The sequence below is a fragment of the Roseinatronobacter monicus genome (genome assembly GCF_006716865.1).
Lineage (GTDB): Bacteria > Pseudomonadota > Alphaproteobacteria > Rhodobacterales > Rhodobacteraceae > Roseinatronobacter > Roseinatronobacter monicus.
Genome location: NZ_VFPT01000001.1, coordinates 3,312,266 through 3,325,759 on the forward strand (window position 1 = coordinate 3,312,266; position 13,494 = coordinate 3,325,759).

The following is a 13,494-nucleotide window of genomic DNA, read 5'->3' on the forward strand; positions in this document are numbered from 1 at the left end:
TTTGGTCTGCGTAAAGCAGATAAGGCAACAGATCGGCAAGGAGAAATGCGCGCATGCAGACAGGCACACGGTTGGCGTTGATCCGCCACGCCCCCGCGCTGCATAGCGGCGCGATGGCAGGGCGGCGCGATGTGGCGGCAGATGTGTCGCATGTGGCGCAGATCGCGGCCTTGCGCGGGCGGCTGGACCAATTGGGCGTGTCGCGGATTGTCTCCAGCCCGGCGCTGCGCTGCGTGCAAACCGCGCAGGCACTTTGGCCAAAGCATACGGAATTTGCCCAAGATGCGCGGCTGTGGGAACAGGATTTCGGCGCATGGGAAGGGGTGCCCTTCGCTGATCTGCCCGATCTGGGGCCGATGAGTTCGGCGGCGCTGGCCGCACACCGCCCGCCCGAGGGTGAAAGCTTCATCGACCTGTGCACGCGTGTCACACCTGCCTTGCAAGACCTTGCGCGAGGCGGGGACTGCGTGGCGGTTGTTGCCCATGCCGGCGTCATTCGCGCGGGTCTGGCGCTGGCGCTAGAAGCACCTGCGACCGCCCTACGCTTCGAGGTGGCCCCCTTGTCGGTGACCGAGATTGTCCATTTATCGGGGCATGGCTGGTCCATCGCAGGCGTCAACCGGGGGCCACAATGACAGCAAGGCTGCGCGTTGACGGGCATTTCGGGGAATATCTGCAAGGCAGACTGGGGCCGCGCGGGCCCGTGGTGCTGGTGACCCTTCCCTGCCCGCTGACCGGCGTGGTTGCCCTGCACCGGCCCGCGCGTGATGACCTGCGGCTGTCGGGGGCGGGCATGTCGCTGCCACAGGCGCGCCGGTTTATCGCGTCAGTTGGCGGCACGTTGACAGGCCGCGTTCGGCTGCGCGCGCTTGTAGCACCCGGCATGGGGACCGGCGTGTCCACGGCGCGGCTGGTGGCCCTTGCGCGGCTTTCGGGCTGGGACGGTGGACCAGATGCGCTGGCGCAGGCGTGCATGTCTGTAGAGGGGGCAACCGACCCGCTGATGTTTGATACGCCCGCGCAGATGCTCTGGGCGTCGCGGCTGGGGCAAAGGGTACAGCCCATGCCCGCCCTGCCCGGCCATGAGGTGATCGGCGGGATATGGGGCGCGCCGCAACGCACGAATGCAGCAGATGTGCGCTTCGCAGATATCAGCGACCTGATTGCAGACTGGGCGCAGGCCGACACGCTGACCCGCTTCGCCACCCTTGCCGGTGAGAGTGCGCGGCGAAATCTGCGGCTGCGTGGCCCAATGGGCGACCCGACCGAAGCCCTTGCGCGCGATTTGGGGGCCTTGGGTTGGGTCATGGCGCATACAGGGGCCATGCGCGGGTTGATCTTTGCGCCGGGGCAGGTGCCCGAATACGCACGCGCCGCGCTGCGTGCCATGGGGATGCGCAGCATCCTGCATTTCAAAGGGGGCGCGCTGTGAGTTTTGCCGCAATGATGCTGGTCGCCCTTGCGTTGGACTTGGCCCTTGGCTGGCCAAAGGCGCTGTATGACCGGATCGGGCACCCTGTCACATGGCTGGGCGCGCTGATCGCAGGATTGGAGCAGCGCTGGAACACCGACCGGCCAGCGCGCCGGATGCGTGGCACGGCGGCGGCCTTGCTGGTCATCGGGCTGGCGGCGCTGGTCGGGCTGGGGGTGCAACTGGCGCTGCCTTCGGGGTGGGTGGGCATTGTTCTTGGGGGTGCTATCGCATGGCCACTGGTCGCTATGCGGTCGATGCACACGCATGTTGCCGCTGTGCTGCACCCGTTGCAAGACGATGATCTGCCCGCCGCGCGACAGGCTGTGTCGATGATCGTGGGGCGTGATCCGGCACAACTGGACCCTGCTGGGGTGTCGCGCGCCGCGTTAGAAAGTCTGGCCGAGAACACCTCTGACGGGATTGTCGCCCCGTTGTTCTGGGGGGCTGTTCTGGGGCTGCCGGGCATTGCCGCATATAAGGCCATCAATACGCTGGATTCGATGATCGGGCATAAAACAGCGCGCTATCTGGAATTTGGCTGGGCGTCCGCGCGGATAGACGATCTTGTCAATCTGATCCCGGCGCGGCTGACCGGGCTGATATTTGCGCTGGTGTCGGGGCGCGCGAAGGCCAGTCTGGCCTGCATGTGGCGCGATGCGCGACAACACCGCTCGCCCAATGCCGGCTGGCCAGAGGCGGCAATGGCGGGTGCGCTGGCGGTGCGCTTGTCCGGCCCCCGCATATATGGGGCAGAGGTGACGCAGGAACCGTGGGTCAATTCAGGGGCCGCAGACCCCGGCCCTGCCGATTTGCGGCGCGGGCTTGGACTTTATGCGCGCAGTATGGTCTTGCTGGCAATCAGTCTGTGCTGCATCGCAATCTGGACAATATGGCCATTATGAATCCCGATCGGCCCATGAAAGCTATCCCTAGATTACAAAATCAAAGAACGCGGCGCAGGCATATTCCAAGGCGTTACTTGACCAAGTTTAGTGAACAATCGTCAGATTATGTCCGGGCATGAACCGCAGACCGAATTCGATGGCAGCTTCGAGTGGTACGACTCGGTCATGGTTGACGGGGGCGCAGAGAAGCTTGCCGCCTATCTTCATGCGGTTCCGCCAGTGGATGAGGCGCATCGCCAGCAGGTTATTTCAGCGTTTCTGGAAAAGTTTTGCGATACCGAGAAGCTGGATATCGATTTTAGCCTGACCGGATGGGATGAAACGCAGGTCGATGTCATCTCGCAACTTTATGACGATGACACAGACCTGATCCGTGCAATGGACGGGGTGCGCTTCATCCAACCCTGACGCCGGTCACTGCATGCCCAAGGCGGCCTTGTACAGATCAAGCACCGCTTCTTCCTCGGCAATATCATCGGGTGTGCGCTTGCGCAGGGCGATGATCTTGCGCAGAACTTTGGTGTCGTAGCCGCGCCCCTTGGCTTCGGCCATGACTTCCTTTTGCTGGTCGGCGATGTCTTTTTTCTCGGCCTCAAGGTGCTCGAACCGCTCTATGAATTGCCGCAACTCTTCTGCGGTGACGCTATAGGCATCGCTTGATATATCGCTCATCTGTTCGCCTCTGCTCGATTTCAGGAATATGTCCGATGCTCTTGCCCAATCCTTCGGGCGCATGCAAGTCTTCGCTGGATCAGCCGCGTGTTGGCCGCGAAAATCAGCCCCCCCCGACCAAGGCGCAGTGCGGCGCGCTGGAATGCCGCACGCGCGAAGTAATTTTCTTTTGAAAATACGGCTAATATTGATATGGTCTTTCAAATGTCAGAAGGGGAGCGAATGCCCAGAATCCGCAATAAAGAGCTGCGCAAGTTTGAGAAATCGCTACCCATAGCTTTGCTGCGCGCGCGAGAGGCGACCACACGCCTGTTCAAACCTTTCATCGAGAACCATGATCTGACCATGCCGCAATGGCGCGTTTTGCGTGCATTGGCCGAAGCAGATGCGCTGGACGCCAAGACATTGGCGGAACGCTGTGTGATTTTGCCACCATCGCTGACACGCATTTTCCGGTCCCTGACGCTGCGTGGCTTGATTGCGCAGGTCGAGTGCAACGATGCCCGCCGCCACATGGTGCGCCTGACAGATAACGGACGCGCCCTGTTTGAAGAGGTGGTGCAGGAATCAGAGCCAAGCTATCTACAACTGGCCGATGCGTTTGGGGCAGATCGTCTGGACACATTGCTGGACCTGCTGAACGATCTGCGCAACACTGTGCAGACAATGGGCGATACTGATGACCAAGCGCCGCCCTTGCGCAAGGTGGCAGGCGGGCGCTGACCGTCGCGCGTCGATTATGGCGCGCGTTTCAAAACCAGAACCGCATTCAGCCCCCCAAAGGCAAAGGCGTTCGACATGGCCACATCGACCCGCGCCTGCCGCGCGGTGTTGGGCACAACATCCAGCGCAATTTCGGGGTCTGGTTCAGTGTAATTCACGGTGGGCGCAATCACGCCCTCGCGCAGCGCCATCAGACAGGCCAGCAATTCGACAGCACTCGTGCCGCCAATCAGATGCCCGTGCATGGATTTGCTGGACGATACCGGCACCACAGCCGCATCCGCGCCCAAGCACAGGTGCAAAGCCTCGGCCTCGATCCGGTCATTGGCGGCGGTGCCTGTGCCGTGGGCGTTGACATAATCCACCTTGTCCGGCGCGAGTTTCGCGTCGGCAAGGGCGGCGCGCATAGCGCGGACAGGGCCGTCCCGGTCGGGCATGACAATATCGCCTGCATCGGAACTCATACCAAAGCCCGCCAGTTCGGCCAGTATCTCGGCCCCGCGCGCGTGGGCGTGGTCATAATCCTCGAACACAAAAACCGCGCCCCCTTCGCCTTGCACCATGCCAGAGCGGTCGCGCGAGAAGGGGCGGCATGTGTCGCGCGACATAACGCGCAACCCTTCCCATGCCTTGATTCCGCCGAAGCACAGCATCGCCTCTGACCCGCCGGTCAGCATGACATCGGCCCCACCGCCACGCACCATATGAAACGCCTGCCCCATCGCGTGATTGGCCGACGCGCAGGCCGTAGACACCGTATACCCCGGACCTTTCAGGCCAAACTCGATCGAGACATGCGACGCGGCGGCATTGTGCATCAACCGTGGCACCACAAAAGGATGCACACGATTTTTCCCCTCGGCATAGACTGTGTGGTAATTGTCATCGACTGTGGTGTTGCCCCCGCCCGCTGTGCCCAGAATGACACCTGCGCGCAGGCCCAGCGCTTCATCAATTTCCAGCCCCGATTGGGCCATCGCCTGCCGCGCGGCGATCAGCGCGATCTGGGTAAATCTGTCCAGCAAGGATAGCGTGTTGCGCGCAAAATGATCTTGCGGGGCAAAGCCGCGGATTTCAGCGCCAATCTGGATGCTCAGTCGGTCCACATCGCGGCAGGTCAGCGGCCCAATGGCGCATGTGCCTTGCTGCATCGCGGCAAAGGTTTGGGGCACATCGGCCCCCAGCGGGTTCAACGTACCCGCGCCAGTAATGACAACACGCCTCATGCTGCCTGTCGGGCCACCAGCTTTTCAACCTCGGCAATGATTGCGCCCACGGACGAGATGTCGAATCCCGGCTGTTCAGGCGTGTTGGCGTTGAACGGCACAGATACGCCAAACGCCTCCTCAATGCCGAAAATGCATTCGACCAGCCCAAGGCTGTCAATGCCAAGATCAGCAAGGCGACTGTCGCGCGTGATGTCCGAAGGGTCCATCAAGGCTTGGTCAGCGATAATCGCTGTCACGCGCTCTGCGATGAAATCATTTTCTTGCATGACGTCGAGTCCCATTGGACGCACTCCCAGAATTTCAGTGCATCCTATATCCCCAAATACTGTAACAGTTTCGTAACAAGGGGCAACTCAATTTCTCGCGGGTGCGGCACTGACGCAGGGGGCTGCACCAGTGCCGCCAGTAGATCAGATGCGCAAACCATCCGCGACAGCGCCTGCACGCGACAGTGCATCATAGATTTTCGCATCGCGCCCATAGATGTCATCGCGGAAATTCAACGCGCCGCGCACATCGGTAAAGGCTGTCCGATAGACAAGATGCACCTGCACCGGTTCGTCCAGATAGACGCGGGTTTGCTGGCCTGTGTTCAACACTGAGTGATACAATCCTCGGGGGTCATCTGTCTGGCGTGACAGCAGTTCATAGGCGAAATCGCGCGGGTCATTCAGGCGCACACAACCCGAAGAGTGCGTGCGCACAGTGGTGTTGAACAAATGCCGCTCGGGGCTGTCATGCAGATAAATCGCATAAGGGTTGGGAAACATGAACTTCACTTCGCCCAAGGCGTTGCTGGGTCCGGGCGGTTGGCGCACGTTGAACGGGAAATTGGCGGGCGTATAGCGCGAGAAATCAATCGCGTTGCGGGGCACAACACGCCCGCGTCCATCGACGATCTGCAAATGCCGCGCCCCGCCAGAGGCAAGCGCCCCCCAGTAAGAGCGCGCGATGATCGAGCGCGGCAATGTCCAGTCCGGGTTCATTTCAAGATAGGTCATCCGGTCAGAAAACTCCGGCGTCTGCCGGTCCGCCGCCTGCGCCCCGACAACCGAGACTGTCTCGAATGTCACCTGATCATTATCAATGATCTGGCTGGTGAAATCGGTCAGGTTTACCCAGATATGACGCTCTCCGCGCGGGATGTTCAACCAGCGTTCGCGCTCCATTGCGACGATGACGGATTTCAGGCGCTCTTCTGGCGATGTGTTGAGCGCGCGCAGCGTGGCAGGCCCGACAACGCCATCAGCATCGATCCCATGACGGACCTGAAAATCAAGGACCGCCGATTGCAGCGCCGCGTCATAACTCGCGGTGGCCGAACGCTCCAGATACCCCATTGCGATCAGCCGGTTGCGCAACGCCACAACCGCCTCGCCCGACGTTCCCGGCGTGAAGCGGGTGTCCGGCACGCGCGGCCCCCAGCCACCACTTTGGATCACACGCTCCAATTCATGGCGGGCGCGGAACAGGCGGGCATATTCAGGTGCGGAGGGGGCCAGATTGCGCAGAAACGCCACGGCAGAGCTTTGCGAGAATTCTTGCAACAGCTCTTCAGGGTCAGGGCGCGGCAGGACACGCACGATGCTGCGGTCGATGGACCTTGGGTCCAGCACGCCGCTGCTCAGATCACGGGCGAATTGCAGGAAGACTTTGGTGACTTTGGCTTCCAGATGCGCGCGGTCCTGCTCTGTCTCGACGGCCTCGAACGCGGCGATCAGTCCCGGCACGTCATAGCGTGCCTTTGGCAATCCGTGTTCTGGGGCGCGCATCAATGCGTTTAGCAAAGCCTCGCGGCGGGGGGCGTGTTCGGCCTCGGTCCACAGCGGTGCATAATCTGAATCGCGGTAAAACGCCGAGACCTTCGGGTCTGACGCCACGCTTTCAGCCAGCGCCTGCCGAAACGCGGGGAATTGCTGCGCTGCCGCATCAGGCCCAAGCCCAAGCGTCAGAACAACAGCGGCAGCCGCCAAGGCATTTTTCAATGCGTGCGCAGGCCAAGTTACGGAATCACCAATCATAAATTCACCTTTCGTCACCAACTATTCCCACTTGGGCAATTAACCGCCTATAACGTCCAGTCACAAGACTGCGATCACAAATTTCCACCCAACGGGTGTTGCTTTGAGGTTTTGTAAATGTGTTCATGGTAAAGTTCACCACATGCAGACATATCGCTCCCCGCCCCCGCACATGACCGGTCAATATCGCCAAACAGGCAAATTTCCGCTCAAACCACTCCCCCCGATGGAACCATATCGGGAATCGGGTTGGGGAATTGTTGCAAATGTGGCACTTCTTGGAAAACAGCACGCGAAAAGCAGTGGTCAATAAATTCGCGCCGTCAGTTTGATGGCAGTGAAGACAGGACAAAAGGGACAGAGCGCTTCATGCAAGATGTCAGCAAATCGAACCTCACCCGTCGCGCGATTCTTGGGGCGTTTGGCGCAACAGCAATTTCAGCAGCACCGTTTTTCCCAGGCGTTACCGCCCATGCACGCGGCGCGGGTGACATTCGCAGACTGCATTTCTATTCGGGTCGCACCGGCGAAAGCATGAATGTCATCTACTGGATCGACGGCACCTACATTCCCGAATCACTGGCAGAGATTAACCATTTCTTCCGGGACTGGCGTAACAACGCAGTGATTAACATCGATGCGCGCACGATCGATTTTCTTGCCGCAGCCCATAACATGCTTCGGGTGAATGAGCCTTACATGCTGCTGTCGGGGTATCGTTCGCCCCAGACCAACGCGATGTTGCGCGCGCGGTCCAGAAATGTTGCACAGAACTCGTTGCACCTGCATGGACAAGCCGCTGATGTCCGGCTGCGTTCGCGCTCGGTTCAGCAAATCGCGCAAGCGGCACAGGCCTGTAATGCAGGCGGCGTCGGGCGCTATTCACGCTCGGATTTTGTGCATTTCGATTGTGGCGCAGTGCGCAGCTGGGGAACCTGACCCCAGCACCACCTGCCAGACGACAGACAGCATAAACGAACGCCCGCATAGATGTGCGGGCGTTTTGCGTGGGCACAACATAACTGCACCGCCAGTGTCGTCGGTGCTGACCATAATCCTCGCACCAACGCGCGTTCGGCAGACACACAACTCCTTCAGGGTAAGCCGTGTCGCTGCGAACAATGCACAAATGAACGGCAGCACTGACGATCTGGCAAGCCGCTTTTGCCGGTGCCCGACATTTTCCCGTTTAGAGCGTCGAGCCTTTAACCTGATGCATATCCAGCCCCACAGAAGAAGTTCCAGCATTCGTCCGGTGTGAAGAGGTCGCAGATTTCCGTGAGCGCGTCGAACATCTGATCGAATGTTCTGGCTCCAATCCTACGCAGATGTGCCTTGAGCTTTGAGAAAGCCATCTCGATGGGGTTGAGGTCAGGGGAGTATGGCGGCAGGTACAAGAACCAGCATCCCACATCTCTTAAAGCCGTCGCAGCAGCCTTGTTGTAATGGGTGGCGAGGTTGTCGCAAATAACGACAGTGCCTGGCTGTAATTCCGGGGCCAGGACATTTCGGACATAGGCCTCAAAGGCTTCACCATCCATTGCCCCTTTGATGACCCACGGCGCGATCAGATTGTCGTGCGTCAAACCAGCGATAAATGTCTGCGTTCCCCACGCCCCGAACGGGGCATCCATTTCCAGGCGCTTTCCGCAGAGACTGCGTCCGTATTGACGGGTCAGGTTGGTTTTGACGGAGGTTTCATCAATAAAGACAAGCCGATCAGGATGCGCTTGCATGGCAGGCAGGTGATGCCTGAACCAGTTCTTACGCCGCTCCTTCACATGAGCGCGCAACCGTTCGGTGGCAACCAGCGACTTTTTTTATATGTGTATCCGAGCTTGCGCAGAAACCGCCCGATGGAGGCCGCGTGCGCGGTAATGCCAGTGGCAGCTTCCAATGCACCGGCAAGTTCTGGCAAAGTGATATCACCATCCTGCGCCACCAATTCTTCCAGCAACGCTTGATGAGAAGACAGCTTCCCATGACCAGGAGGACGGCCTTGGGGCTCCGGCTCAATCGAACCCGTTTCCCGCAGCCTGCGTTGCCATCGCACACCAGTGGCGGCGGACAACTTCAGCCGTGCTGCTGCGGCACGACCGCTCAATCCTTCTACAATACACTCTTGAAACCGCGCACGAAGCGCTGACGGCAATGCTGATGACATAAGACATCCTCCCAAGGAACATGAATCACAAATCAACCTCAAAGGGAATCCATCGATTCACGTTTCAAGCGCGGCGCTCTAAAGTTGACCGATGCTGGCGAATCGACTTAGCTTTGTCGACAATCGACAATAATGGGGTCGCTTCTCGACGCCCGCACGTAAAAACAGGGAGTGTGCCAAATGTTGGGCACAGGTCCATCCAACGGATCAGCCGGATCAGAGGGCGGACAGCCCACTGCCGCTGGGGCGGACACGCCGACCGGCAACGCCACCCTTTCGGGTTTCGACCTTGGCGAGGATGAGACGCGGCAAGGGCGCATTCACCGGAAACTGCGGGATTTGATCCTGACCGGTGGAATCGCACCGGGAACGCGGCTGCGCGAAACCGAGTTGAGCGCGCGTTTCGGCTCGTCGCGCGCCCCCTTGCGCGAAGCGATGCGGCGGCTGGAAAGCGAGGGGTTGGTCCGTTCGGATTTCTGGCGCGGCAGCCGGGTCGCCGAATACACCGCGACCGAACTCTATGAGCTGTATGCGCTGCGCGGGTTGATCGAGGGCTATGCCGCGGCCCTACTTCCCGCCCCGCTGGAGGGGGCGACACTGGAACGGATGGCGACGCATCTGGATGCGATGTCCGCCGCAGCCCGCGCCAATGACTGGCTGGCGGTGGCGCAGCAGGATACTGGCTGGCACCGCGAGATCATGCTGGCCGCCCACCGCCCGCTTTTGCTGGACGCATGGGACAGCGCCAACGGCCCGTTGCAAATGACCTTCGGTCAGGTCGGCGGCGCGTTTTATGGGCGCGATGACATTCACGACCGCCATCATGCTGTGCTGGATGCGCTGACAAAGCCCGCCCCGCAGACCGAAGCCACCATCCGCCAACATTATCTGGAAACCGCCGAGCGGGTTCTGGCCACGGTCATCAGCGGCTATCCAACCGAAACCACCCCGCCCGAAGGGCCGGATGCAGCGTCATCCCAAGCGGGGCAAACCGAGCAATCTGAGTGCAACGATCCAAACCCAACAGGAGAGAAACCATGAAACAGCTTGCGACCAAATTCGGGCTGCGCGCCCTTCTTGCCAGCAGCGCTCTGGCCTTGACGACTGCGGCCCCCGCCGTTGCGCAACAGCAAATCGGCTTTGCCACCACCTCGTCATCATCGGGTTGGTACAGTTTCTATGCCAGCCTTGCGACCATTGCCAACCGTGGCTCTGAGGTCATGAATGTCTCGGTCATTGAAACCGGCGGCGCTGCTGACAGTCAGGCTATGGTCCATGCAGGACAGGCCGAAATGGGCATTGCCAACTTCCTTGCCCTGCCTGCAATGATGGAAGGGACCGGCGAGTTTGATGGCCGACCCAATGAAGGGCTGCGCGCCATCGCGATCCTGTCGGCCACCCCCAATGTGCTGGCCGTGCGCGCCGACAGCGATATCGAGACAATCGAGGATCTGGCGGGCAAGCGGATCAATCCGGGCGGCCTTGGGACAGCGACAGAATCGGTGACGCTGGCACTGTTCGAGGAAATGGGGATCGAGCCGGACTGGCAACTGGCCGGCATGTCGGATGCGGCTGATTTCTTCCGTGACCGGCGCATCGACGGCTTTTTCAAGACCTCCGGTGCCGTTGACCAGCCCGACAGCCTGATCGAGGAATTGCAGGCCACCATCGACATCCGCATGGTCGGCTTTACCCCCGAACAGGCCCAGACCATCGAAGATACCGGCCTTGCGCTTCCCTTCGAAGTACCCGCTGGCGTCTATGCCAACCAGCCCGAGCCGGTCATCGCCAAGGGTCTTGCCTATGGCTATTTCGCAACGGCAGACTCGGTGACCGAACAGATGGCCTATGACCTTGCGCAAGCGACCTTTGGCGCGGGCGACGAGATGGCGTCGATCTATCCCGGCGGCAACCCACCCGACTTCGTAGAACTGACACTGTCTTCCACCATCCCGCTGCATGCGGGTGTGGTGCGCTGGCTACAGGAAAACGATGTTGACGTGCCCGAAGACCTGATCCCGGACGATTTCGAGGGCTGACGGCGCCAACATAAACATGTGGCACGCCCGACTGAACCGGGCGGCCACAGATGGACCTGCGCAACGCCGCCTGCCACTGCCACAGGGATGCCCGCATGACCTCGCCCACCCCCGAAGACCAGCGCGCCGCGCGGCTAGAGGCCGACCGCATCGCCACTGTCGACACCTCGATCGACGAGGAGGGGCGCACCGATCGCACCCTGATGGGCTGGCAGGGCTGGCTGTTCGCCGGGGTCGCGGTCGCGTTCTCATGTTTCCACCTGTACACGGCGTTTTTCGGCAGCCTGCCGCATATGCAGCAACGCGCAACCCACGGGCTGTTCGGGGTGGTGCTGGCCCTTGCGTTCTTCTCGCTGCGCACCGGTACGGCGCGCGTACGCGCGACCTTGCCGTGGTACGACTGGGGATTGATCCTCTGCGCGATCCTGCCGATGGGATATGTGCTGCTGTTCTGGCAGGACATGTTCCGCGCGCGCCTGTTTCCCGAACCATACCACCTGCTGCTGACAGTAATGGCCGTGGGCGTTTTCTTAGAGGCGTGCCGCCGCGTGCTGGGCTGGAGCCTTGTGATCCTTGCGGGGCTGGCACTGGCCTATGCGATGCTGGGCCATCTGATCCCCGGCACCTGGGGCCATGCGGGCTTTTCGCCCGAGCGTATGGCCAGCCGGTTGTTCATGGCCGATAGCGGGCTGTGGGGAATGCTGCCGGGGTTGTCGGCCACAGTCATTTCAATCTTCATCCTGTTCGGGCTGATCGTGATGGGCACTGGCGGCGGGCAGGCCTTCATGAACGCAGCTCTCGTGCTGGCGGGTCGGCAGGTCGGCGGCGCGGCCAAGGTTGCCACTGTCGGCTCCAGCCTAATGGGCACAATTTCTGGCTCTGGCATGGCCAATGCGGCTGCCACCGGGTCGCTGACGATACCCATGATGCGCCGCTTGGGCTACCGGCGCGAATTCGCAGTGGGGGTAGAGGCGACAGCCTCGACCGGCGGGCAATTGATGCCGCCAATTATGGGCGCGGGCGCGTTTGTCATGGCCGAGATCGTGGGCATCCCTTATCTGACCATTGTCGTCGCCGCGATCATCCCCGCGATCCTGTTCTATCTGGGCAATTTCTGGGTCATCCACCTATCGGCCCGCAAAGAGGGCATCGCGCCGGTCCCCGCCGACCAGATCCCGTCCGCACGCGCGACCTTCACCATCATGTTCTTCCTGCAACTGATCCTGCCCATCGGGCTGATGATCTACTTCCTGCTGTCGGGCTACTCTATCGCCTATGCGGGTTCGCAGGCGGTTCTGGCGACGCTGATCGTATTCTTCTTCATCAACTGGGAACACAGCCTGAAGGAGAAATGCCTGATCTTTGTGGAAATCCTGCGCAAAGCTGGCATCAGCCTTGCGATGATGGCAGTGCTGGCCTTCGTGGCGCAGATCACAGTGTCGATGATCTCGGCCACCGGTATCGGGGTGAAGTTCACCGATATGATGGTCTCATTCGGCGGGCAATCGTTGTTTCTGGTGCTGGTCATGGCGATGCTCGCCTGCATCATCCTTGGCATGGGAATGCCCACGACAGCGGCCTATGTGCTATCGGCCTCGCTCGCGGCACCGGCGCTGATCGCGCTCGACGTGCCACCCCTGCACGCGCATCTATTCGCGTTCTACTTTGCGATCCTTGCAACGATAACGCCGCCAGTCTGCACGGCCATCTACGCCGCCGCCGCCATTGCCGAAATCCGCTGGACCCGCGCAGTTGTGGACACGATGAAACTGGGCTGGGTCGCGTTTACCATCCCTTTCATGTTCGTCTATTCGCCGCAACTGCTGATGGAGGGGACGGCAGTTGAAATCATAGTGGTGGGCGTGGTCAAGGCGGTCGGGGTGCTGGCACTGGCCACCGCAACGATCAATTATTTTGCAACAGGTCTGACACTGACACAGCGGCTGATGGCCTTTGCGGGTGCGTTCCTTCTCATCACTCCGGGGTGGGAAACCAATATCGTCGGCCTGATCCTGACGCTTCTGGCCATGACGCTCAACCTCCGCGCTTTCCGTGCAGAGGCGACGCGCGACGCCACACCGGGTTGATCGGCCCCTCAGCGATTACGCGCAACCGCTTGGGCGTTTCCCCCGGTTTTGTGGCATCAAAGCGGGTCCATGCTCTTGCCGACGGAAACGAAGGCGGGCCTGGCACCACATCTTCGACGGGTGTCACGCGAATATAGGCACCGCGCAAGGCACCCTAAATGACAACAGGGCCCCCGAAGG

The 13,494-nt window shown here is 60.7% G+C and carries 14 protein-coding genes; 9 read left to right on the forward strand and 5 right to left on the reverse strand.

The features are described 5' to 3' along the window. The first annotated feature begins 53 nt into the window (after positions 1-53). From BD293_RS15790 to BD293_RS15805, 4 genes are all read left to right on the forward strand, one after another. Positions 54-635 (forward strand): histidine phosphatase family protein, encoded by a 582-nt coding sequence (locus tag BD293_RS15790; protein WP_142083363.1) that lies wholly within the window; start codon positions 54-56, stop codon positions 633-635. Then, positions 632-1,432 (forward strand): propanediol utilization protein, encoded by an 801-nt coding sequence (locus tag BD293_RS15795; protein ID WP_142083365.1) that lies wholly within the window; start codon positions 632-634, stop codon positions 1,430-1,432. Before BD293_RS15790 ends, BD293_RS15795 begins: the two co-directional genes overlap by 4 nt. Positions 1,433-1,443: 11 nt before the next feature. Further along, entirely contained in the window at positions 1,444-2,376 is a 933-nt protein-coding gene (cbiB, locus tag BD293_RS15800; protein WP_211841077.1) for an adenosylcobinamide-phosphate synthase CbiB, read from the forward strand. Positions 2,377-2,484: 108 nt separating this feature from the next. Next, entirely contained in the window at positions 2,485-2,787 is a 303-nt protein-coding gene (locus BD293_RS15805) for a hypothetical protein (protein WP_142083367.1), read from the forward strand. A gap of 6 nt (positions 2,788-2,793) precedes the next feature. On the opposite strand, the gene BD293_RS15810 is transcribed toward BD293_RS15805, so the two are convergent. Then, entirely contained in the window at positions 2,794-3,051 is a 258-nt protein-coding gene (locus BD293_RS15810) for a DUF2312 domain-containing protein (protein ID WP_142083370.1), read from the reverse strand. Positions 3,052-3,273: 222 nt separating this feature from the next. Between BD293_RS15810 and hpaR the strand changes: the two genes are divergently transcribed. After that, the gene (gene hpaR / locus BD293_RS15815) at positions 3,274-3,774 is read left to right on the forward strand and encodes a homoprotocatechuate degradation operon regulator HpaR (RefSeq protein WP_142083373.1); all 501 of its coding nucleotides are present in this window, start codon (positions 3,274-3,276) and stop codon (positions 3,772-3,774) included. 14 nt (positions 3,775-3,788) lie between these two features. Here the strand turns inward: hpaR and BD293_RS15820 are convergent, their stop codons facing one another. The 3 genes from BD293_RS15820 to BD293_RS15830 all read right to left on the reverse strand — a co-directional run bounded on the left by BD293_RS15820 (position 3,789) and on the right by BD293_RS15830 (position 7,024). After that, positions 3,789-5,000, reverse strand: a complete 1,212-nt coding sequence (locus BD293_RS15820; RefSeq protein ID WP_142083375.1) for a beta-ketoacyl-[acyl-carrier-protein] synthase family protein — start codon at positions 4,998-5,000, stop codon at positions 3,789-3,791. Beyond that, positions 4,997-5,284, reverse strand: a complete 288-nt coding sequence (locus BD293_RS15825; RefSeq protein WP_425467936.1) for an acyl carrier protein — start codon at positions 5,282-5,284, stop codon at positions 4,997-4,999. Before BD293_RS15825 ends, BD293_RS15820 begins: the two co-directional genes overlap by 4 nt. Before the next feature lie 129 nt (positions 5,285-5,413). Continuing rightward, entirely contained in the window at positions 5,414-7,024 is a 1,611-nt protein-coding gene (locus BD293_RS15830) for a L,D-transpeptidase family protein (protein WP_142083377.1), read from the reverse strand. 369 nt (positions 7,025-7,393) lie between these two features. Here BD293_RS15830 and mepK point away from each other — a divergent pair, with 369 nt between their 5' ends. After that, a complete protein-coding gene (mepK, locus tag BD293_RS15835; RefSeq protein WP_142083380.1) occupies positions 7,394-7,963 on the forward strand; it encodes a peptidoglycan L,D-endopeptidase MepK in 570 nt (189 codons plus the stop codon). Between the two features lie 266 nt (positions 7,964-8,229). Here the strand turns inward: mepK and BD293_RS15840 are convergent. Beyond that, a protein-coding gene (locus BD293_RS15840) for an IS630 family transposase (protein ID WP_142079597.1) occupies positions 8,230-9,188 on the reverse strand; the annotation gives its coding sequence in 2 pieces (ribosomal slippage) (positions 8,230-8,844 and positions 8,847-9,188; 957 coding nt in all). 180 nt (positions 9,189-9,368) lie between these two features. Here BD293_RS15840 and BD293_RS15845 point away from each other — a divergent pair. The 3 genes from BD293_RS15845 (at position 9,369) to BD293_RS15855 (ending at position 13,314) form a co-directional block, all read left to right on the forward strand. Further along, positions 9,369-10,229, forward strand: coding sequence for a GntR family transcriptional regulator (locus BD293_RS15845; RefSeq protein WP_142083382.1), 861 nt, complete (start codon positions 9,369-9,371; stop codon positions 10,227-10,229). Next, complete coding sequence (locus BD293_RS15850; protein ID WP_142083385.1) at positions 10,226-11,227, forward strand: TAXI family TRAP transporter solute-binding subunit; 1,002 nt, start codon at positions 10,226-10,228, stop codon at positions 11,225-11,227. Before BD293_RS15845 ends, BD293_RS15850 begins: the two co-directional genes overlap by 4 nt. Before the next feature lie 95 nt (positions 11,228-11,322). Continuing rightward, positions 11,323-13,314 (forward strand): TRAP transporter permease, encoded by a 1,992-nt coding sequence (locus BD293_RS15855; RefSeq protein ID WP_170207165.1) that lies wholly within the window; start codon positions 11,323-11,325, stop codon positions 13,312-13,314. The last annotated feature ends 180 nt before the right edge of the window (positions 13,315-13,494 follow it).